Origin of the sequence: Halorubrum sp. GN12_10-3_MGM, assembly GCF_005435235.1 — an archaeon.
Lineage (GTDB): Archaea > Halobacteriota > Halobacteria > Halobacteriales > Haloferacaceae > Halorubrum > Halorubrum ezzemoulense.
The window spans coordinates 237,631-257,205 of sequence record NZ_SGUB01000001.1; the positions used below are offsets into that span (position 1 = coordinate 237,631).

The 19,575-nt window shown below is 69.1% G+C and carries 21 protein-coding genes; 13 read left to right on the plus strand and 8 right to left on the minus strand.

What is annotated here, in order from left to right:
* The first annotated feature begins 46 nt into the window (after window positions 1-46).
* Window positions 47-1,945 (plus strand): helicase C-terminal domain-containing protein, encoded by a 1,899-nt coding sequence (locus EXE47_RS01255; protein WP_089308279.1) that lies wholly within the window; start codon window positions 47-49, stop codon window positions 1,943-1,945.
* A 24-nt stretch (window positions 1,946-1,969) separates the two neighbouring features.
* On the opposite strand, the gene EXE47_RS18365 is transcribed toward EXE47_RS01255, so the two are convergent.
* The gene (locus tag EXE47_RS18365) at window positions 1,970-2,116 is read right to left on the minus strand and encodes a hypothetical protein (protein WP_155120030.1); all 147 of its coding nucleotides are present in this window, start codon (window positions 2,114-2,116) and stop codon (window positions 1,970-1,972) included.
* 106 nt (window positions 2,117-2,222) lie between these two features.
* On the opposite strand from EXE47_RS18365, the gene EXE47_RS01260 reads away from it, so the two are divergent.
* Entirely contained in the window at window positions 2,223-2,414 is a 192-nt protein-coding gene (locus tag EXE47_RS01260) for a UPF0175 family protein (protein WP_017344020.1), read from the plus strand.
* Between the two features lie 126 nt (window positions 2,415-2,540).
* Here EXE47_RS01260 and EXE47_RS01265 read toward each other — a convergent pair whose 3' ends face one another.
* Window positions 2,541-3,686 (minus strand): 60S ribosomal export protein NMD3, encoded by a 1,146-nt coding sequence (locus EXE47_RS01265; protein WP_049930503.1) that lies wholly within the window; start codon window positions 3,684-3,686, stop codon window positions 2,541-2,543.
* A gap of 141 nt (window positions 3,687-3,827) precedes the next feature.
* Between EXE47_RS01265 and EXE47_RS01270 the strand changes: the two genes are divergently transcribed.
* The 5 genes from EXE47_RS01270 (at window position 3,828) to EXE47_RS01290 (ending at window position 7,846) form a co-directional block, all read left to right on the plus strand.
* Window positions 3,828-4,181, plus strand: a complete 354-nt coding sequence (locus tag EXE47_RS01270) for a DNA-binding protein (RefSeq protein ID WP_049930504.1) — start codon at window positions 3,828-3,830, stop codon at window positions 4,179-4,181.
* On the plus strand, window positions 4,182-4,775 hold the full coding sequence (locus EXE47_RS01275; protein ID WP_089308278.1) for an alpha hydrolase: 594 nt from the start codon (window positions 4,182-4,184) through the stop codon (window positions 4,773-4,775).
* 58 nt (window positions 4,776-4,833) lie between these two features.
* Window positions 4,834-5,289, plus strand: coding sequence for a DUF892 family protein (locus EXE47_RS01280; RefSeq protein WP_049930507.1), 456 nt, complete (start codon window positions 4,834-4,836; stop codon window positions 5,287-5,289).
* A 103-nt stretch (window positions 5,290-5,392) separates the two neighbouring features.
* A complete protein-coding gene (gene hisS / locus EXE47_RS01285) occupies window positions 5,393-6,715 on the plus strand; it encodes a histidine--tRNA ligase (protein WP_049930508.1) in 1,323 nt (440 codons plus the stop codon).
* 54 nt (window positions 6,716-6,769) lie between these two features.
* On the plus strand, window positions 6,770-7,846 hold the full coding sequence (locus tag EXE47_RS01290; protein ID WP_049930509.1) for a CNNM domain-containing protein: 1,077 nt from the start codon (window positions 6,770-6,772) through the stop codon (window positions 7,844-7,846).
* A gap of 18 nt (window positions 7,847-7,864) precedes the next feature.
* On the opposite strand, the gene EXE47_RS01295 is transcribed toward EXE47_RS01290, so the two are convergent.
* The 5 genes from EXE47_RS01295 to EXE47_RS18370 form a co-directional block, all read right to left on the minus strand.
* Complete coding sequence (locus EXE47_RS01295; RefSeq protein WP_049930511.1) at window positions 7,865-8,278, minus strand: DoxX family protein; 414 nt, start codon at window positions 8,276-8,278, stop codon at window positions 7,865-7,867.
* A gap of 92 nt (window positions 8,279-8,370) precedes the next feature.
* Entirely contained in the window at window positions 8,371-9,189 is an 819-nt protein-coding gene (locus EXE47_RS01300; protein WP_089308277.1) for a hypothetical protein, read from the minus strand.
* Window positions 9,190-9,204: 15 nt separating this feature from the next.
* A complete protein-coding gene (locus EXE47_RS01305; RefSeq protein ID WP_086220127.1) occupies window positions 9,205-9,798 on the minus strand; it encodes a DJ-1/PfpI family protein in 594 nt (197 codons plus the stop codon).
* A gap of 113 nt (window positions 9,799-9,911) precedes the next feature.
* On the minus strand, window positions 9,912-10,823 hold the full coding sequence (locus tag EXE47_RS01310) for an acyltransferase (RefSeq protein WP_049930517.1): 912 nt from the start codon (window positions 10,821-10,823) through the stop codon (window positions 9,912-9,914).
* A gap of 63 nt (window positions 10,824-10,886) precedes the next feature.
* Window positions 10,887-11,063, minus strand: a complete 177-nt coding sequence (locus EXE47_RS18370; RefSeq protein ID WP_158293584.1) for a hypothetical protein — start codon at window positions 11,061-11,063, stop codon at window positions 10,887-10,889.
* A 167-nt stretch (window positions 11,064-11,230) separates the two neighbouring features.
* On the opposite strand from EXE47_RS18370, the gene EXE47_RS01315 reads away from it, so the two are divergent.
* A complete protein-coding gene (locus EXE47_RS01315; protein WP_089308276.1) occupies window positions 11,231-12,304 on the plus strand; it encodes an aldo/keto reductase in 1,074 nt (357 codons plus the stop codon).
* A gap of 623 nt (window positions 12,305-12,927) precedes the next feature.
* Here EXE47_RS01315 and EXE47_RS01320 read toward each other — a convergent pair.
* Window positions 12,928-13,323 (minus strand): universal stress protein, encoded by a 396-nt coding sequence (locus EXE47_RS01320; protein ID WP_049930521.1) that lies wholly within the window; start codon window positions 13,321-13,323, stop codon window positions 12,928-12,930.
* A gap of 160 nt (window positions 13,324-13,483) precedes the next feature.
* Between EXE47_RS01320 and EXE47_RS01325 the strand changes: the two genes are divergently transcribed.
* The 5 genes from EXE47_RS01325 to EXE47_RS01345 are packed head-to-tail and all read left to right on the plus strand — an operon-like array spanning window position 13,484 to window position 19,496.
* Window positions 13,484-14,779: an ABC transporter substrate-binding protein gene (locus EXE47_RS01325; protein ID WP_080508555.1), complete on the plus strand. Its 1,296-nt coding sequence runs from the start codon at window positions 13,484-13,486 to the stop codon at window positions 14,777-14,779.
* The gene (locus EXE47_RS01330; protein ID WP_049930523.1) at window positions 14,779-15,630 is read left to right on the plus strand and encodes an ABC transporter ATP-binding protein; all 852 of its coding nucleotides are present in this window, start codon (window positions 14,779-14,781) and stop codon (window positions 15,628-15,630) included. Before EXE47_RS01325 ends, EXE47_RS01330 begins: the two co-directional genes overlap by 1 nt.
* Window positions 15,630-16,463, plus strand: coding sequence for an ABC transporter ATP-binding protein (locus EXE47_RS01335; protein ID WP_137703502.1), 834 nt, complete (start codon window positions 15,630-15,632; stop codon window positions 16,461-16,463). Before EXE47_RS01330 ends, EXE47_RS01335 begins: the two co-directional genes overlap by 1 nt.
* The gene (locus EXE47_RS01340) at window positions 16,464-18,542 is read left to right on the plus strand and encodes an AMP-binding protein (protein WP_137707957.1); all 2,079 of its coding nucleotides are present in this window, start codon (window positions 16,464-16,466) and stop codon (window positions 18,540-18,542) included.
* Window positions 18,543-19,496, plus strand: coding sequence for a branched-chain amino acid ABC transporter permease (locus EXE47_RS01345; RefSeq protein ID WP_049930529.1), 954 nt, complete (start codon window positions 18,543-18,545; stop codon window positions 19,494-19,496).
* The last annotated feature ends 79 nt before the right edge of the window (window positions 19,497-19,575 follow it).

Consider the following 19,575-nt stretch of genomic DNA (forward strand, 5'->3'; position numbering starts at 1 on the left):
GCCGCCCAAGCGAGGGTTTAATTCCGACAGCGCGCGAGGGCGTCGTGTGGACCCGAGCCGGATCCCCGCCGAGTTCCCCGCCCCGAGCTTCCGCGGCGCGCAGGAGCAGGCCCTCGCCGACATCCGCGACGCGTTCGCCGCCGGTAACCGCGTCGTGTTAGTGCGCGCGCCGACGGGCAGCGGCAAGTCGCTGCTCGCCCGGGCGATCATGGGCGCGGCCGAGACCGCGGGCGAGGCGGCCCCCAGCGAGGCGACCGGCGCCTACTACACCACCCCGCAGGTGTCGCAGATCGACGACGTCGAGGCCGACGACCTCCTCGACGACCTCGCGGTGATCCGCGGGAAGTCGAACTACGACTGCGTGCTCCCCGGCGAGCACGACACGCCCGTGAACCGCGCGCCCTGCGCGCGCCAGCAGGGGTTCGACTGCTCGATCCGGCACCGCTGCCCGTACTTCTCCGACCGGGCCATCGCGTCCGGCAACCGCTTCGCGGCACAGACGTTAGCGTACTTTATGCGCACCGCCGGCTCCGAGGTGTTCCGGAAGCGCGACGCCGTCGTGATAGACGAGGCGCACGGGCTCGCCGAGTGGGCCGAGATGTACGCGACGATCGAGATATCGCCCGACCGCGTCCCGGTGTGGGACGACGTCGGCGTCCCGGACGTCGCGGCCGACGCCGGCCCCGAGGAGGACGCGGTCGACCGGACCGCGCGGTTCGTCGAGACGCTCCGCGACGTGGCGATCCGGGCGAAAGACGAGCTGGTCGGCCGCCCCGAGCTCGACCGCGAGGAGGTCGCCCGGCGCGACCGGCTCCAGGAGCTCATAAGCGAACTGGGCTGGTTCCTCGAGGACTATCGCGACATCGAGTCCCCGACCTCGTGGGTCGTCGACCAGCCGGGCGGCGAGGGGTCGGCCCTCGATATCAAACCGCTCGACCCCGCCCGGTACCTCCGGCACACCGTCTGGGACCGGGGGAACCGGTTCGCGCTGCTGTCGGCGACCATCCTCTCGAAGGAGGCGTTCTGCCGCGGCGTCGGGCTCGACCCCGCCGACGTCGCCCTCGTTGACGTCGAGCACACGTTCCCGCTCGCGAACCGCCCGCTGTACGACGTGACGCAGGGGTCGATGACGTACGAGAACCGCGACGAGACGGTGCCGAAGATCGCCCGGCTCATCGTCCGGCTGATGGCGGAACACCCCGACGAGAAGGGGCTGATCCACGCGCACTCGTACGACATCGCCGAGCGGATCACCGAGCGGCTCGGCGAGTTCGGCGTCGCCGCGCGGGTCAGGCGGCACGACAGGCAGAACCGCGACGCCGAACTGGAGGCGTGGAAGGCGAGCGCGGACCCGGAGGTGTTCGTCTCGGTGAAGATGGAGGAGGCGCTGGACCTGAAGGGCGACCTCTGTCGCTGGCAGGTGGTGTGTAAGGCGCCGTACCGGAACACGAACGACTCGCGGGTCGCCCGCCGGCTGGCGGACGGGCAGTGGGCGTGGTACCACCGGACGGCGCTGCGCACGGTCATCCAAGCGTGCGGGCGAGTCGTCCGCGCCCCGGACGACTACGGCGCGACGTACCTCGCCGACGACTCGCTGCTCGACCTCTTCGACCGCGCCGCGGCCGACACGCCCTCGTGGTTCCGCGATCAGGTCGACGCGATGACGACCCCGTCGCTCCCGGCGTTCGACCCCGACGCGGCGCTGGCGGGTATCGACGCGTCGGCGGCGAACGGTGCGCGGAGCGGACGGCGGCGGAGCCGCCGCTCGGGTGGGTCGAGGGGTTCGGATCGCTCGTCGCCTGCCGACGGCGATTCCTCGGTCGGCGACGGGGACGCGACCGCCGACAGCGGAACGACCGACGACGAGTCGGTCCGGACCCGCTCCGAGCGGGACGCGGAGCGACGGCAGAACCACCCGCTGTCGGACGTGTGGGGCGACGGCTGACGAGGCGCTATCCAGACGCGGCCGTCACAGCAGCGAGACGCCGTACGCGACCATGGAGCTCACCATGAGAAACGCGAAGAACAACGCCATGAGCTGTTGTCTGTCCATATCGGCGTTCGACCGCAGAGGCGTATAACTCCTGCGGGCGAGCGACGACGACGCGTGCGTCATATTACCACCTCCGAGCCGATCGTTCGTCAATATATATCGTATAAGGTGTATCAGGGGCCTGAATGAAGTAGTAACCTTCATAATCCCTCACGCGACTACTGGATGTATGGCCACGAACGGGCTGTCGAGTGCGCTGACGCTGTACGGTGCGCGAACCCTGACGCTGTCGCAGGCGGCCGCACAGGCAGGGCTCAGCGAGGCCGAATTCATCGAGCAACTCGAACGCCGCGGCATCGAGGTAACGGAGTCCGAGCGCGCCGCCGCGCTCGGCCGCGAGCAGCCCGCCCGCGCCGACTGAGCGGTGTCCCCCGCGGTCGGGGATGCCGACGCGTCGACGGTTTTCGCGACGCCGTCTCACGAACGATCAGTTCTACGGCCCTCCAGCCGTCCTCGTAGCGCGTTCGGTCCGGCTCGCAGCGATCCCTCAGTTGCCGCTCCGAGCCGACTCCGCGGTCCGTTCCGCCTCGTCGTCGGGCACGAGGTGGACCTCACCGCCGTGTTCGAACGCGAGGACCACGTCGGCGTCGCCGTCGACGAACGCCGGGTTCGGGACGGTCTTCGCCTCGTAGGTGACGGGGTCGAGCACCTGGATCGCGTTCTCGTCTTCGACGGTCACCACGGTGGTCTCCGTCGCGTCCGCGCGGGTCCCGAGCCGGGTCGCGTCGGGGGCCTCCGCGTCCGCGAACGCGGACGTGTACTCCGCGCCGCTCGCGAGCCGGATCCCCTGGAGACGGCCCGAGACGCCCGTGACGAGGACCGGCCCGTCGCCGTCCTCGGGGTCGACGATCTCGCCCTCCGCGTACTTCGGGAGCCGCACCGCGAACGTGACCCGGTACACCTCGTTGCCGTCGCCGTCCTCGGTGACGAGCGTCGGATACGACTCGAAGCTCCCGCCGAGCGACTCGGTGATCCGCGTCGCCACGTTCTGCGCGAGCCGGTTCGAGGAGAGCTTGATGTCCGGCCCGTCGTCCGTCTCGTTCACCTCGGTGATGAACGCCTCGCGGTCGCCGTCGGCCTCCTGGTCGGCGACGTACGACTCCGCGATGTCGAGCGCCTCGGCGCGCTCCGCCGGGGTGAGGTCGCGCTCGTCCGCGCGGACCTGAACGATCCCGGCGTAGTAGCCGCCGGCGATGCGCCCGCAGCGGTCGCAGGTCCCCCGTGATATCTTCACGGGGACCGTCACCTCCGCGGAGCGGAGGGTCCCGCGGACGACGCCCGAGAAGCGGCAGTGCATCCGGACCGTGTTCTCGTCGACCTGCTCGGGCTCGACGCCCCACTCGACCTCCTCGGCGTCGACGTGGACGCCGAGCGCCTCCGCGACCTCGTCGACGGCGACGTCGGTGTAGTCGCGCGCGCCGACGTCGCGCCACGACTCGCCGCGCCTGACGGCGCCGCAGCCGGAACAAACCAACACCTCGATCCGGTCGGGGGCGTCGACCAGGTCGAAGTCCTCGAAGTAGCAGTCGTCGCAGAGCAGCGCGTCTCGCCCGCGCGGCTCGCCCGGAAGGGGGTCGCGCCGCTCGGGGACCGGGTCGCCGCAGCGCGGACAGAACTCCCGCGACTCGCTCATTACCCGCGGCTACGCCGAGGGCCCGTTTAAACGACGCGGACCGTCCCCGTCGGCGTCGACGGTTCTGCGGGCGGCTCCGGCCGTTCCGCGCGGGTCGCGACCTCCGAAATGGTTTTTCGCACGGACCGAGAACGGGTGCGTATGAGCGGTAACCCAGACGACGAGCGGCTCGAAGAACTGCGCGAACAGAAGATGGAGGAGCTTCGCGAGCGACAGGGCGGCGAGGGCGACGCCGCGGAGGCCCAACAGCAGGCCCAAGAGCGCGCCGAGGCCCAGCAGGAGGCGGTGCTGAAACAGTACCTCACCGACGGAGCCCGCCAGCGCCTCAACGCGGTCGAGATGTCGAAGCCGCAGTTCGGCGAGAAGGTGAAGAAACAGGTCGCCGCGCTGGCGCAGAGCGGACGCATTCAGGGACAGATCGACGAGGACCAGATGCGCGACCTGCTCAAAGAGCTCCAGCCCGAACAGAAGAGCTTCGACATCCGCCGCCGGTAGATGGAGCTCGCGCTGCTGTACAGCGGGGGGAAAGACTCCTCGCTGGCCGCCCACCTGCTCGACCGGTTCTACGACGTCCGCTGTGTCACCGGGAGCTTCGGGCTCACGGACGACTGGGAGCACGCCGAGCGGGCGGCCGGCGAACTCGGGTTCCCGTTCGAGCGGGCCGACCTCGACCGCGAAGTGGCCGAGCGCGCCGCCGAGACGATGGTCGCGGACGGCTACCCCCGGAACGGGATCCAGCGCGTCCACGAGCACGCCCTCGAGACCATCGCCGCGCTCGACGTCGACGCCATCGCGGACGGCACCCGCCGCGACGACCGCGTCCCCACGGTGTCGCGGGCGCAGGCGCAGAGCCTCGAGGACCGAAACGGGATCGACTACATCTCCCCGCTCTCCGGGTTCGGCCGCCACGCCGTTGACCAGCTCGTCGAGGCGACCTTCGATGTCCAGCAGGGACCCAGCGAGGAGGTCCCCAAGGCCGACTACGAGGACGAGCTCCGGACGCTCATCGCCGACGAGTACGGCGAGGGCACGGTGGGAGAAGTGTTCCCGGACCACGACCAGACGTACGTCCACGGCCGGACCGACTGACTCCCGCAGACCCGGAAGCGCCGGAACTCCTTTCGACCCCGCGGTCGTAGCGTCGGGCATGTCATCCGACCGAGTCGTCGACCTGCTCAAGACGGCGTACGCCGACGAGATCGAGACCGTGATGAACTACCAGACGAACGCGATCGTCCTCGACGGCGTCCGGGCCGAGGAGATCAAAGAGAGCCTCAAACAGGACGTCCAGGAGGAGCTCGGCCACGCCGAACAGCTCGGGCAGCGGCTCAAACAGCTCGACGCGCGGCCGCCCGGCTCCGCCGAGTTCACCGCCGGGCAGGAGTCGCTCCAGCCGCCCGAGGACTCGACGGACGTGTTGGCCGTCATCAACGGCGTGCTCGACGCCGAGGAGGACGCGATCGCGACGTACCGCGACCTGATCGACGCCGCGGAGGCGGCGGACGACCCGGTGACCGAGGACCTCGCCGTGACGCTGCTCTCGGACGAGGAGGCCCACCGGACCGAGTTCCGCGGATTCCAGAAGGAGTACCAGCGCGAGTAGACGGCCCGCGGAGCCGCCGCCCCTCGGCCGCGACCGCGCGCCGATCCCGGCTGTCCCGCCCCGAAGGGATGCTTTCAAGCGGGCGCTCGCCGAACCGGCGTCCATGTACGACGGCCTCAAAGGCTTCCGCGACTTCTACCCCGGCGAGCAGTCCGCCCGCCGCGAGGTGACCGACGCGATCGAGGACGCGGCGGCCCGCCACGGCTTCCGCGAGATCGCGACGCCCGCGCTAGAGCGGACGGAGATGTACGTGGACAAATCCGGCGAGGAGATCGTCGAGGAGCTGTACGCCTTCGACGACAAGGGCGGCCGCGGCGTCTCGATGACGCCGGAGCTCACGCCGACGGTCGCGCGGATGGTCGTCGAGAAGGGCCAGGAGCTGTCGAAGCCGATCAAGTGGGTCTCCACCCGCCCGTTCTGGCGCTACGAGCAGGTCCAGCAGGGCCGGTTCCGCGAGTTCTACCAGACGAACATCGACGTGTTCGGCTCGTCGGCGCCCGAGGCCGACGCCGAGGTGCTCGCGACCGCCGCCGACGCCCTGACCGACCTCGGACTCACCGGCGACGACTTCGAGTTCCGCGTCTCGCACCGCGACATCCTCGGCGGTCTCGTCCGGTCGCTCGCCGCCGACCCCGACGCGGTCGACACCGCCGCCGCGATCCGCGCGGTCGACAAGCGCGCGAAGGTCGACGACGCCGAGTACGTCGGACTGCTCTCCGACGCGGGCCTCGCCCGCGACACCGCGCGCGACTTCGACGACCTCATCGCGGGGGTGGAGACCGTCGACGACCTCGACGCGGTCGCCGAGGCGGGCGACGAGTCGGTCGAGGCCGCGGTCGAGAACCTCCGGAACGTCCTCGCCGCCGCCGCCGACTTCGGTGCGGGCGAGTTCTGCGACGTGTCCCTGACGACCGCCCGCGGGCTCGACTACTACACCGGGGTCGTCTTCGAGTGCTTCGACTCCACCGGCGAGGTGTCCCGCTCCGTCTTCGGCGGCGGGCGCTACGACGACCTCATCGAGAGCTTCGGCGGCCAGCCCACCCCCGCGGTCGGGGTCGCCCCCGGCCACGCCACTCTCAAGCTGCTCTGCCAGCGCGCCGGGGTCTGGCCGGACGAGGAGCTCTCGACCGACTACTACGTGCTCGGCGTGGGCGACACGCGGGGCGAGGCGGCCGCGCTCGCGAGCGACCTCCGCGCGCTCGGCGACGACGTGGTGGTCGAACAGGACGTCTCCGACCGCTCGTTCGGCGCGCAGTTGGGCTACGCCGACTCGATCAACGCCGAGACCGTGGTCGTCGTCGGCGAGCGCGACTTAGAGAACGGCGAGTACACGGTGAAGGACATGGAAAGCGGCGACGAGACGACGGTGCCTGTCGAGGAGTTCCCGCCCGAGGAGGGGCTCCCGACGTACGAGGACTACGAGTAGGCGCGTCGGTCGCGGCCTGAACCCTTTTCAGGGTCGCACGGGGAACGGGAGACGATGATCCCGCTCGCGACGACGATGCCCCCGACCGAGGTCGCGCTCCGCGTGGCCGCGGGCGTCCTCCTCATCCTGATCAACGCGTACTTCGTGGCGGTCGAGTTCGGCCTGACGCGCCTCCGGCAGTACCCGGAGTCGGAGATGGACACCCCCGGACTGCGGCGCGCCTGGGAGATGACGGACGACCTGGAGTTCTACCTCACCACCTGTCAGGTGTGGATCTCCGGCACGAGCATCGCGCTCGGTATTGTCGCCGAGCCGGGGCTTGCGGCGATCTTCGCGCCGATATTCGAGAACACCGCGCTCGCGTCGGCCGGCGCGGGCTCGCTGTTGGGTTTTTTCCTCATCAACATGGTCCACCTGACTCACGGCGAGCAGACGCCGACGTATCTCGGCGTCGAGCGCTCGAAGCAGGTCGCGAACTACGGCGCTCGGCCGCTGTACTGGTTCGCCTGGAGCATCTCGCCGCTGATCAAGTTCGGCGACTGGGTCGCGAAGGCGACGCTGGGGCTCTTCGGCGTCGAGATGACCGGGTCGTGGACCGAGGCCGAAGGGGAGGTGCTGGAGACGCGCGCGCAGCTCCGCACCCGCCTCGGCTCGATGATGGAAGACATCGAGCTACCGAAGGAACGGCGCGAGGAGATTCTCAACGCGCTCGACGTGGATCGGGTCACCGTCGCGGACGTGATGACGCGGCCCGACGAGATCGTCTCGCTGACCACGACGGCGTCGGTCGACGAGAACCTCGACCGGATCCGGGACACCCCGCACACGCGCTTCCCGCTCGTGGGCGAGGACCGGGGCGACTTCGAGGGGATCGTGTACGCCCCCTCGATCGTGAGCCGCTTCGACGCGCTCCGCGACGGCGACCTGACGTTCGCGGACGTCGCGGCCCCCCCGCTGACGGTCTCCCCTGACGCGAGCGTCAGCGACGCCTACGACCGGTTCCAGGCGGAGTCGCAGGAGCTCGCTCTGGTCGTCGCTGACGGCGAGGTCGTCGGCCTGCTCACCGCGACCGACGCCATGGAGGCGGTGATGGGCCAGCTGGAGGACCCACTGGACGCCGGCGAACTGTAGCGCGCGACACGACTCCGGTCAGTCCTTGTACGCCTCGCGCAGGAACACCAACGCCCCGCCGAGCATCGCGAGGTTGCCGAAGAAGGCGAGCCGCTCGCCGCCCTTGTCGTCCTCGTCGGCGTTCCAGAAGTCGTGCATCGTCGCGGTGACGACGGTCAGGAACGCGACCGCCGCGCCGGTCGCGACCCGCGGGAGCCGCCAGAGCGCGATGCCGACGCCGGCGACGATCATCATGCCGGAGGCGAACGGCGCGGCCACGTCCGGCATCGGAACGCCCGCCGACTCGGCGTACTCGATCGTGTCGTCCATGTCGCGGAAGTCCTCCGAGGCCTGCGCGGCGAGGCCGGCGCCTAGGAGGACGCGCCCGAGCCGCGACGGCGCGCCGCGGCCGGTCGCCTCGTCGCTCGCGTCTGGTGTTTCGTCGTCGCTCATACCGCACACAACGCGGCCGCGCCTCATAAATCGCGGTGGCGGCGGACGCGGCGTCCCGTCGCGCCGCCCCCTCGCGCCGCGTCGGTCGCCCCTCACGCCCGGTCGATCTGCGCCAGCAGCTCCGCGGTCGCCGCCTCGTCGAAGCCCATCGGGCGGCGCCACCAGGGCCCCTTCCCGGAGTCGCTCGACAGGTCGGTGACGATCGGGTTCGCCTCCACCCCTGCGTCGGGCGCACTCAGCGGAACGACCCGGTCGAAGCGGCCGGACGCGTCCGGGTCGCCGACCGCGACGACGCGGGCGTCGAACGGGTCCCGCTTCAGGTGCGCGTTGGTCGGCGCCGCCGCGGCGGCGGCGGCGCGGTCGACGACGCCGTCGCCCTCGGCCGGCGAGAGTACGCGCTCGATCCGGATCCCCGCGAAGAGGTACGCGCCCCAGTCGGGGGCGAGGTCGTCGTCGACGGCGACGCCGTGCTCTCGGAGCCACGCGCCGCCGCGGTCGTCCGCGCCCGCGTCGCCGGGGCGCTCGTCGCCCGGTCCGGCCCAGTCGCGCGGCCGCAGCGACAGCGTCGCGTAGAACAGGAGCCGGTCGCCGGGTTCGAGGGTCGCGATCCGCCCGGCCTTCACCCCGTGCGGGTCGCCGTACGTCGCGCGCTCGCGGCCGTGGACGCCCGGGAACTCGGGGTCGGCGTGGACGGGCACCTCGCGCAGGGCCTCCGGGACGGCGAACGGGAGGTCGAGGTCGCCGTAGGTCGGGACCGGCTCGTCGACCGGGGCGCGCCCGCGCGGCAGCGTCGCCGCCGACTCGGGGATCGGGACGTACGCGAAGGAGCCGTCGGGGTAGACGGGCCCCCGGAACCCGGGTTCGTTCGTGTTGGCGGCGACGTTGACCGCGAGGGCGCGAGGGTCCGGCATCGAAAAAGCGCGGGCTCAGTCCGCCGTCGCCGCGGTCGCCTCGTGGTCGATCTCGGTCCCGAGCAGGTCGAGGAACTGTGCGATCCACTCGGGGTGATCGGGCCACGCTTGGCCGGTGACGAGGTTCCCGTCGGTCGTCACGCCGTCGACCCACGAGCAGCCGGCGGCCTCGACCTCCGGCCTGACGGCGGGGTACGCCGTGATCTCGTAGCCGTCGAGGACGCCCGCCGCAGCGAGGATCTGCGGGCCGTGACAGATCGACGCGACGGGCTTGTCCGCCTCGAAGAAGTGCCGCACCGCGTCGAGCACCTCGTCGTAGCCGCGGAGGTACTCGGGGGCGCGCCCGCCGGGAACGACTAAGGCGTCGTAGTCGGCCGGGTCGACCTCGTCGAAGCCGTGCGTGAGCTCGAAGTCGTGCCCGCGCTCCTCCAGGTACGTCTGGTCGCCGCGGAAGTCGTGGATCGCGGTCTTGACCGTCTCGCCGCCCTCCCTGCCCGGACAGACGGCGTGGACCTCGTGGCCGACCGCCTGGAGCGCCTGGTACGGCACCATTATCTCGTAGTCCTCCCCGAAGTCGCCGACGATCATCAGTATCCGTTGTCCTGTCATGTGTGCGACACCACCTCTGCGTACGCGCTGCTGGCCAATAACGATACTGGCGTGAGATATCATACCACGAACAAGCCGCTTTCGATCACCGACGCGTCGGCCGCACGGCGCCCTCAGCGCGGCGGGCTCGGCGGCTGGAGGTCCCGCTGAAACTCGTCGAACTGCTCGAGGTCGTCCGGGAGGTCGTACTCGATCTCGCGGTCGTCCTGGTTGTCGGGGAGCCGGCCGTCCTCGATCTCCTCGGCGGCCTCCTCCCACCCCGGCTTCACGCGGACACTGCGGGCGGGCGATCCGACGACCACGTGATGGGCGGGCACGTCGCCTTGGACCACGGATCGCGCGCCCACGACGCTGTTCTCGCCGACGCGGCAGCCGGCCCGGACCATCGCGTCGTAGGTGACGCGGGCGTCGTCCTCGACGATCGTGTGGAAGTTCCGGACCTCGGTCTGGTCGACGATGTCGTGGTCGTGGCTGTAGAGGTGGACGCCGTCGGAGATGGAGGCGCGGTCGCCGATCGTCAGCTTCCCGCGGTCGTCGAGGTGGACGTCGTCGTGGATCACGACGTTGTCGCCCACCTCGATGTTGTGGCCGTAGGTGACGGAGATCCCCTTGAAGAAGCGACAGTCGTCGCCGCACTCGGCGAAGAGGTGGTTGCCGAGCATCTGCCGGAACCGGAGCGCGAACTCGACGTTGTCGGCCATCGGTGTGGCGTCGAACTGGCGCCAGAGCCACTGGAGGTGCTTCGAGCGCTGGAAGCGCTCCTCGTCCTTCTCGGCGTAGTACTCCGACTCCAGCGTCGCGTTACACGGGTCGTACCCCTGGAGGCGCACGCGCTCGGCGCGCGACACCGATTCGCCGCTTTGCCACGCCTCCCACGCCTCCCGGTCGCCGTGGAGGTCGATCAGCACGTCACGGACGACCTCGCAGGTGTCCTCGTCCGAGGAGAGCCGCTCGTCCACCTCGTCGATGAACCCTCGGACCCCGGCCTCGGCGCCGTCGGGCAGGGACACGTGTCGCTTTGTCATCGGCCCTCCTTCGTCGCCATCACTCAAATGGATTCGGTTGTGCGACCACGGCGCCTCAGCCGATCAGTACAGTTCCTCGGCGGCAAATATGCCGACGAGAACGCCCGTGAAGGCGATCACGAACGCCGGGGCGATCGCGGCCCTGCCGAACGAGAGCAACAGCGCGGTGACCGCGACGACGGCGATGATCCCGAGCAGGGCGATCACGGCGTCGAGCCGCCAACGGAGGGAGTCGTCCATGGGCGGTCGACGAGCCGGGATCAAGTAATAGGCGGCGGGACGAGCCGAGACGAGCGAGCGTGATCGCCGCCCGCTCCACCGCCCCGAGACCGACAGCGATCGCCGGCCGTTCCACCGCCCCGAGACCGACCGCGCCCGATAAGTGTCCCGACCACCAACCGGTTGGCATGCAACACCGCGAACTCGGTAACTCGGGCGTCGAGGTCTCGGAGGTCGGCTTCGGCGCGTGGGTCGTCGGCACCGACTGGTGGGGCGACCGCTCGGACGAACAGGCGGTCGGGATGGTCGAGGAGGCGCTCGACGCGGGCGTCACCTACGTCGACACCGGCGACGTGTACGGCCACGGCGACAGCGAGGAGATAATCGGGACGGCGATCGCCGGCCGCCGCGACGAGGTGACGCTGTCGACGAAGATCGGCTACGACTTCTACGACAACCCGCAGGCCGGTCACGGCGAGCTCCCGAAGGAGCTGAACCGTGAGTACCTCACCGAGGCGTTCGAGGCCTCGCTGGACCGCCTCGACACGGACTACGTCGACGTGCTCCAGCTCCACAACGCGAACGTCGACGAGGTGACCCCCGAGGTGCGCGACCTCCTCCGCGAGTGGAAGGCCGACGGGCGCGTCCGCGCGCTCGGCTGGGCGCTCGGCCCCTCGATCGGCTGGCTCGCCGAGGGCGACGCCGCCGTCGAGTACGAGGAGTTCGACGCGGTCCAGACCGTCTTCAACCTGTTCGAGCAGGAGCCCGGTCGCCACTTCGTGGACACGATCCGCGAGAGCGGTTCGGACACCTCCGTCATCGCTCGCGTCCCGCACTCCTCCGGCCTGCTGAACGAACAGGTGACGCCCGACACCGTCCTCGAGGACGGCGACCACCGCTCGCACCGCCCGAAGGAGTGGTACGAGACCGGCTGGGAGAAGGTCGACGCGATCCGCTTCCTCGAAGACCCCGACGGCGTTGAGGGGACGCGCACGATGGCGCAGGCCGCGATCCGCTGGCTGCTCGCGCACGACGAGGTCGCCTCCGTCACCCCGACGTTCCGCGACGGCGCCGACATCGCCGAGTGGAGCGCCGCCGCCGACGTGCCGCCGATCTCCGACGCCGAGTACGAGCGGCTCGACGATCTGTACGCCCGCAACTTCGACATCGACCGCGACGACGGGATGGACGTCCTCCGCACCTCCGTCGACGGCGAAGACATCGAGGCCGCCGGCCTCGACAAGCGCGCCGCGTCGTACTGAGCGGCGACCCCGCGTTCGATCGACGCCGATCGACCCGGCCTCTTCGCCTCGAAACCGCCAGACAGCGCCTTGACACCGTCGCTCAGGACCACTTTCACTCCGGGGCGGCTCGGCCGCGCCGCTGGCGGGTGTGGAAACGGTGGCTCGGTCGAAACCCGTCATCACAAGGGGCTCAGTGGGGGTAACCGACTCGTCATCGCCACCACGGTGCGATCTACTCGCTCGCGGGTATAAACTGATCGCGACGGCCCCCGACGACCGGCGGCTGTGGTCGCGGCGACCGCTCGACCGGGCGCCCGGGCCTGCGACCCGTGAGGAGAGAGCGACCGAAGCGAGCGAGTAGGGCGGAGCGGAAACTAACATGATACTGAGCAACTGTTAATCTACATCCCGCTGTATTGGCGACTGGTGCTGTGCTGGCACAAGTCCCGCGCAGTGCGGGTCGCAGTAGCCCGGCCCCGAACGGTGGGTTCACCGACTCCGAAGGGCGTTCGGTAGGCGGGGCGCATAAAACGCCCCGTCGCGTCGCATGACGGCGAGGACCACATCGAAGCCCCACCCTCAACGAGCGAGCCCCCCCAACGAGCGAGCCTGTCAGCGCGAGCGAAGCAGGGTGAGGTCGGTTACTCGCCCCCGCTACAGACGAGGACCGGCCGTTCGGTGTCGAGGATGACGCTCTGCGTGACGCTGCCGAACAGGACCTTCCCGGTGGGGGTGCGCTTCCGCCCGGCGACGACGATCTGGTCGGCGTCGTACTCGTCGGCGACGTTGAGGATCGCTCGGGCCGCGTCACCGCCGTACCCCTCGGGCGTCACCTCGATCCCGGCGTCTTCGAGTCGCGACCGAGCGACCCGAACTGACTTTACCTGTTCGACGGTGCCCCCCTCCCTGTTCTCGCTGAAGGAGTGAACGAGGACCGCCGTCACGTCGTCCGTCTCCAGCGGCATCGACGCGATCGTCTCGGCTTGCGCGCTGGCCCGGTCCTCGTCCGCGTCGATACCCACGACAAAAGTGAACATGCGACAGTCGTTGCGGCACTCGCATTTGACTGTTTCGGCGGACCGGATCGCTCCGCGCGGTGCTCTCGAGCGCCGCGGCGACCGAAGGACTGCCCGCAGGCGAGTGAATCCATCCCTAATGATTATGTAGTACGTTGCTCTGGGTGGTAGGTAGATACTCATGACAAATGATAACACAGGGGATCCGACGAGGCTGTACCGGCGGCGCAACGTCCTGAAGAGCGGTGCCGCCGGAGCGGCGACGCTGGCGCTCGCCGGATGTATCGGCGGCGGGGACGGCGGAGACAGCGGAAGCGGCAGCGGCGGCGGAGGGAGCGGGGGGATGCCCGATTCCGTTACGGTGCCCGGGATATACGACGAGAGCGGCGCGACTTCCGACGTGGGCCGGCCGACGGCCATCGGCTCTCGCGACACCATCACGTACATCAACGAGAACGACCTGTTCGACGTGAGCATTGACCATCCGAACAACGACTACGCCTACGAGGTGCCGCAGGCCCAGCAGTACTACCAGCAGTACACCTCGGAGTCGTCGCCGCCGCTGATCATCGGCTGGGGGACCGCCGACACCGAGGCGCTGGCGGGCACCGTCGCGGACGACGAGGTGGTGTACGTCTCCGCGTCCTACTCCGCGAACCTCGTCACCGAGGAGTTCCCGTACAACTTCTTCGGGAACCTCGATTACACCAGCCAGGCCCGCGCCCACCTGCGGTGGATCGCGGACAACGACCCCGAGGCGACGGTCGGGTTCATCTTCTCTAACACGGCGTTCGGGCGGTCGCCCGTCGAGGGCGGCAAGCAGTACGCCGAGGAGCTCGGGCTCGACGTGGCCTCGGACATCAACCTCCCGCTGACCGCCAACTCCGCGACCACGCAGCTCAGACAGGCCCGCGACCAGGAGATCGACTACCTCATCCACCAGAACACGTCCGCGCCGATGCGGGTGCTCTTGGAGGACCGACAGGACATCTACCCCGACCTGACGGTGTGCGGCCTGACCTACACCGTCGACGAGCGCGTGGTCCAGCAGTCGCCCGACATCTTCGAGGGCGTGCGATACGTCAACGCGTTCCGAACGTTCCAGGGCGCTCTCGACAGCGGCGGCCGGGGCGCGGAGATCATCGAGGCGAACTTCGAGCGCGAGGGGCGCAGCATGGACGACCCGGAGGTCGCCCAACTCAACTACGTGCGCGGCGTGATCCACGCGCTGCTCGCGCTGAAGGGCCTGCAGAACGCGGCCGAGGCCGGGAACGACGTCACGACCGGGCCGAACGTCAGACAGGGGATGTTCGGCATCGAGGACGACGACATGTTCGGCCTCGCTGAGCCGTTCAGCTACGCGGAGGACGACCGGCGCCCGACGATGAACGGGCGGCTGTTCGAGGTCACCGACGGCAGCCTGAGCTTCGACACCAGCGTCGAACTGCCCCGTCGCGACTCCTGGATCGGACTGTGATGGCGACCGACGAGCAAACGACCGCGGACGCGACGGCCGCGGCGGGCGACGGCGATCCACCGGTCGTCGAACTCGACAACGTCGAGATCGTCTACGACCGGCACTTCCTCGCCGTGCAGGGCGTCTCGATGTCGGCCAGCGAGGGCGACATCGTCGCGCTGCTCGGCCCGAACGGCGCCGGGAAATCGACGATACTGAAGATGATCAGCGGCATCGGGCGGAGCGAGCGCGGCGAGGTCACGCGGGGTCGTGTTTTCCTGCGCGGCGAGGACGTGACCAACTACGGCGCCAACGAGATGGTCGGCCGCGGCATCACGCACATCCTCGAAGGAAGGCGGGTGTTCGAGGACCTCACCGTCGAGGAGAACCTCCGGTGCGGGCTCTACCGCGAGGGCCGCCGGTTCCGGTTCGACGAGGACGACTACCAGATCGCCTTCGAGTACTTCCCGCAGTTGGAGGACATCTTAGACCTCAAGGCGGGCTACGCCAGCGGCGGGCAACAGCAGATGCTCGTCATCGCGCGAGCGCTCATCCACCGGCCGAACCTGCTCCTGTTGGACGAGCCGTCGCTCGGCCTCGCGCCGAAACTTGTCAGGGACATCTTCGAGACGCTCGTGGAGATCAACAGGAAGGAGGACATCACGATGCTCATCGCCGACCAGAACGCCAAGCGCACCCTGGAGATCGCCGACTACGGCTACGTCATGGAGAACGGGCAGATAGAGCTTCACGACCCGGCCGACGATCTCGTCCAGCGCGAGGAGATCAAGGAGTTCTACCTCGGCACGTCCAGCGAGGACTCCCGCTACACCGACATCAGGCACTACAAGATCCGCAAGAGGTGGACCTGATGAGCGCCGATCAGGAGGCCGAGATGCGGGCGGCGGCGCTCAGAGGCGGGACTCACGTTTCTCCCGAGGACGCCGCGATCGGCTGCCGGAACGTGACCAAGACGTTCGGCTCGATCACCGCCGTCGACGACGTGGACCTCGGTGTCGCCGACGGCGAGTGGGTGTCCATCGTCGGTCCGAACGGGGCCGGGAAGACCACGCTGTTGAACATCCTCAACGGTTTCTACACGCCCGACGCCGGGAGCGAGGTGTTCCTGAACGGCGAGGAGGTCAGCGGCAGGCCGGAACACTACCGCGCGCGCCACGGCATCGGGCGGACGTTCCAGGGCTTGGAGCTGTTCGAGAGCGAGGACGTCTTAGAGAACGTGATGACAACCCGGGCCGTCGCCGAGCGCCCGAACGTACTCTCGGCGATGCTGTACTACGGGACCGGCCGGAAGACGGAGGCCGAGAACATGCGGTTCGTCGAGGAGATACTCGACTACCTCGAGCTCTGGGAACACCGCCACACGACGGTGTCGACGCTGCCGCTCGGCGTTCAGCGGCGCGTGGACCTCGCCCGCTCGCTCGCGCTCGAACCGGACGTGCTCCTGCTCGACGAGGCGATGAGCGGGCTCACCTTCGACGAGAAGTACGACATGATCCGCTTCCTGACCGACCTCCACGAGGAGGAGGGGCTGACGCTCGTGATGATCGAGCACGACCTCGAAGTCGTCACCGCCGTCTCCGAGCGGATGATCGTCATGCAGAAGGGCGGCGTCATCGCCCGCGGGCCGCCCGAGGAGGTGACGAACGACCCCGAGGTCGCCCGCGTCTACACGGGGGTCGAGTAGATGGCGGCCGACAACGCTGAGAGCGAGGGCGTCGCGTCGGGCGACTCCGACGACTCGGGGCTCTCCGTCGAGCGCGTCCTGACCGCGCCGGAGGGCGAGTCGGTTCCCATCGTCTCCGACCGGGCGCTCCCCGAGATCCTCATCGACCACGCCGCCGAGCATCCTGACGACATCGCCCTGCGCTGGAAGCGGTACGGAGTCTGGCAGGAGTTCACTTGGGAGGAGTACTACGACCGGGTGGAGCGGTTCGCGCTCGGCTTAGAGGAGTACGGGTTCGGCGACGAGGACGTGCTGTTCACCATCGGCTACAACCGCCCGCACCAGCTGTGGGCGTGGATCGCCGCGCAGTCCCTCGGCGGGATGGCGGCCCCGAACTACGAGGACATGCTGCCCGAGGACATCGAGAAGCAGCTCCGACTGCTCGAGCCCGAGGTGGTGTACGCGGAAGACCAAGAGATGGTGGACAAGCTCCTCCTCGTCTCGGGCGACGTGCCGTCGCTGTCGACCATCATCTACCGGGACGACAAGGGGATGTTCCGGTACGAGAACGGCGAGAAGACCGAGCCGGGCGACCCGGAGATCGTCGCCTACGAGGACGTCGAGGAGCGCGGCCGCGAGCGCCGCGAGTCCGGGGCCGTGAGCGACGACTACCTCGCGTCCGAGATCCAGGCCGTGCCCGCGGAGGCGACCGCGATGCTCGCGCCCACGTCGGGGACGACGGGGATGCCGAAACGCGTCCGGCTCTCGCATTTCAACCTCGTGAACCTCGCCAACGCCGCCATCGACATCGACCCGCTGCCGAAGGAGTCGGACTACTTCTCCTACCTCCCGATGGCGTGGGTGGGCGAGCAGATGATCCTGCTCGCGGCCGCGTTCGTCGCCGGCTGGACCGCGAACTTCCCCGAACAGCCCGAAACGGAAGAGGAGGACCTCCGCGAGATCGGCCCGGAGATCATCTTCTCGTCGCCGAAGCGGTACGAGGCGTGGGTCGCGGATATCAAGGCGAAGGTCGAGAACACCACCCGGTTCAAGCGCTGGGTGTACGAGAAGGCGACGAGCATCGGCGAAAAGTACGCCGAGTACGTCATCGGCGACAGGAACGACGAGGAGCCGCCGGCGTGGCTGCGCGGCGCCCACTGGCTGTCGTACTGGGTGGCGTACCGCCCGATACTCGACAAGATCGGGCTGAAGCGCGCGAAGAACGTCTACACCGGCGGGGGCCCGCTCGGGGAGGACCACTTCGAGTACTACCACGCGATGGGCGTCCCGCTCAAGCAGATCTGGGGGCAGTCCGAGGTGTGCGGCTTCGTGACGATGCACCGCGACGACGATGTCCAGGTCGAGACGGTCGGCGAGGTGTTCCCGAACGTCGAGGTGGGCATCACGCCGGGCGGTGAACTCCTTGTCCGCGGCCCGGTCGTCACCTCCGGCTACTACGGGATGCCGGAGAAGACGGAGTCGGCGTTCGAGGACGGCTGGCTCCACACCGACGACTTCGGCGCGCTCACCGACGACGATCACGTGCGGATCTTCGACCGGATGGACGACGTGTTGGAGATGAGCGACGGCACCGCCGTCGCGCCGATCAGCGTCGAGACGAAGCTGAAGTTCAACCCCTACGTGAAGGAGGCGATGGTCGTCGGCGACGACCGCGCCGAGCTCACCGCGGTGCTGAACATTCGGTACGACAACGTCGCGGAGTGGGCCGACCAGCGAGACATCCAGTACGCGGGGTACAGCGACCTGACGCGGAAGGAACCGGTCTTAGAGCTGCTTCGCGGAGTGGTCGCCGAGACCAACGAGGACCTCGACAACCCGATCCGGCGGTTCGTGCTCCTGTTCAAGGAGTTCGACGCCGACGACGGGGAGCTCACCCGCACCGGGAAGCTCCGCCGCGAGGTCGTCGTGGACCGGTACGGCGACCTCGTGACCGCCCTGTACGACGGCAGCACCGAGATAACAATGGAGCTCACAATCACGTACCAAGACGGCAGAGAGTCCGATGAACGCGGCGTCATGCGCATCGTCGACGTGGACCAACCGGTCCTCGACGACGACCGCGAACTGGAGGTGAGCTAGATGGTCGACTGGGTCACGTTCATCGACATCTCGCTGAGCGGACTCGGACTGGGCGCGCTGTACGCGCTCGTGGCGATGGGCTTCTCGCTCATCTACAAGGTGACCGGTGTCCTGAACTTCGCGCAGGGCCAGATCGCGATGATCGGCGCGTACGGGGTCGTGGTCTTCGGCACGGCCACCGTGCTCCCGGCGGCGATCCCCGCGTGGGCCGCGGTGCTCGTGACGGTCCTGCTCGGCCTCGTGCTCGGGCTGGCGCTCGAACGCGTCGTGTTCCGCCAGTTCATCGGCGAACCGGTGCTGTCAGTCATCATCGTGACGCTGGCGCTCGGCAGCATTCTCGAGGGCGTCGTCTTCTTCCTGTACGGCCAGAACGCGCAGGCGTACCCGTCGGCGCTGACGTTCGGCGGCCAGCTCAGCCTCCCGCTGGGCACCTCGATACAGGCGGCGTACGCCATCGCCGTCGCCATCGCGCTCGTCGTTGTCGCCGTGCTGATGCTGTTCTTCCGCGAGACCGTCACCGGGTCGATCCTCCGGGCGTCGGCCAGCGACGAGCAGGCGGCGATGGTGCTCGGCGTCTCGATCGAGCGCACCATCGCGCTCGCGTGGACGCTCTCGATCGCCATCACCGCCATCGGCGGCATCCTGCTCGCGACCTCTAGCGGCGGGGCGGCGGTCTCCATCGAGAACACGGGGATCATCATCTTCGCCGCCGTCGTGTTGGGCGGCCTCGACAGCATCCCCGGGGCGTTCATCGGCTCGATCGTCGTGGGCGTCCTCCAGGAACTCGGCTCGTACTACCTCGTGGGCGGCACGGCGGTGTACGTCCCGTTCACGGACGTTCAGGCCAACTTCGGCGCGGGGTTCGGGGAGATACTCCCCCTCATCCTCCTGCTCGTCGTCATCCTGGTGAAGCCGTACGGCCTGTTTGGCACCGAGCGGATAGAGAGGCTCTGACCATGAACGGACACAGTTCGCGCGCCACGCGGCGCTCCGGCGGCGTACCGACGACTCGAACGGCTGCGGCCGAAGGGGG

What these genes read in the sequence shown, in the direction of transcription:
- EXE47_RS18365 (WP_155120030.1), bottom strand. Translation starts at nt 2,116, where the DNA reads ATGACGCACGCGTCGTCGTCGCTCGCCCGCAGGAGTTATACGCCTCTG.
- EXE47_RS01260 (WP_017344020.1), top strand. Translation starts at nt 2,223, where the DNA reads ATGGCCACGAACGGGCTGTCGAGTGCGCTGACGCTGTACGGTGCGCGA.
- EXE47_RS01265 (WP_049930503.1), bottom strand. Translation starts at nt 3,686, where the DNA reads ATGAGCGAGTCGCGGGAGTTCTGTCCGCGCTGCGGCGACCCGGTCCCC.
- EXE47_RS01270 (WP_049930504.1), top strand. Translation starts at nt 3,828, where the DNA reads ATGAGCGGTAACCCAGACGACGAGCGGCTCGAAGAACTGCGCGAACAG.
- EXE47_RS01275 (WP_089308278.1), top strand. Translation starts at nt 4,182, where the DNA reads ATGGAGCTCGCGCTGCTGTACAGCGGGGGGAAAGACTCCTCGCTGGCC.
- EXE47_RS01280 (WP_049930507.1), top strand. Translation starts at nt 4,834, where the DNA reads ATGTCATCCGACCGAGTCGTCGACCTGCTCAAGACGGCGTACGCCGAC.
- hisS (WP_049930508.1), top strand. Translation starts at nt 5,393, where the DNA reads ATGTACGACGGCCTCAAAGGCTTCCGCGACTTCTACCCCGGCGAGCAG.
- EXE47_RS01290 (WP_049930509.1), top strand. Translation starts at nt 6,770, where the DNA reads ATGATCCCGCTCGCGACGACGATGCCCCCGACCGAGGTCGCGCTCCGC.
- EXE47_RS01295 (WP_049930511.1), bottom strand. Translation starts at nt 8,278, where the DNA reads ATGAGCGACGACGAAACACCAGACGCGAGCGACGAGGCGACCGGCCGC.
- EXE47_RS01300 (WP_089308277.1), bottom strand. Translation starts at nt 9,189, where the DNA reads ATGCCGGACCCTCGCGCCCTCGCGGTCAACGTCGCCGCCAACACGAAC.
- EXE47_RS01305 (WP_086220127.1), bottom strand. Translation starts at nt 9,798, where the DNA reads ATGACAGGACAACGGATACTGATGATCGTCGGCGACTTCGGGGAGGAC.
- EXE47_RS01310 (WP_049930517.1), bottom strand. Translation starts at nt 10,823, where the DNA reads ATGACAAAGCGACACGTGTCCCTGCCCGACGGCGCCGAGGCCGGGGTC.
- EXE47_RS18370 (WP_158293584.1), bottom strand. Translation starts at nt 11,063, where the DNA reads ATGGACGACTCCCTCCGTTGGCGGCTCGACGCCGTGATCGCCCTGCTC.
- EXE47_RS01315 (WP_089308276.1), top strand. Translation starts at nt 11,231, where the DNA reads ATGCAACACCGCGAACTCGGTAACTCGGGCGTCGAGGTCTCGGAGGTC.
- EXE47_RS01320 (WP_049930521.1), bottom strand. Translation starts at nt 13,323, where the DNA reads ATGTTCACTTTTGTCGTGGGTATCGACGCGGACGAGGACCGGGCCAGC.
- EXE47_RS01325 (WP_080508555.1), top strand. Translation starts at nt 13,484, where the DNA reads ATGACAAATGATAACACAGGGGATCCGACGAGGCTGTACCGGCGGCGC.
- EXE47_RS01330 (WP_049930523.1), top strand. Translation starts at nt 14,779, where the DNA reads ATGGCGACCGACGAGCAAACGACCGCGGACGCGACGGCCGCGGCGGGC.
- EXE47_RS01335 (WP_137703502.1), top strand. Translation starts at nt 15,630, where the DNA reads ATGAGCGCCGATCAGGAGGCCGAGATGCGGGCGGCGGCGCTCAGAGGC.
- EXE47_RS01340 (WP_137707957.1), top strand. Translation starts at nt 16,464, where the DNA reads ATGGCGGCCGACAACGCTGAGAGCGAGGGCGTCGCGTCGGGCGACTCC.
- EXE47_RS01345 (WP_049930529.1), top strand. Translation starts at nt 18,543, where the DNA reads ATGGTCGACTGGGTCACGTTCATCGACATCTCGCTGAGCGGACTCGGA.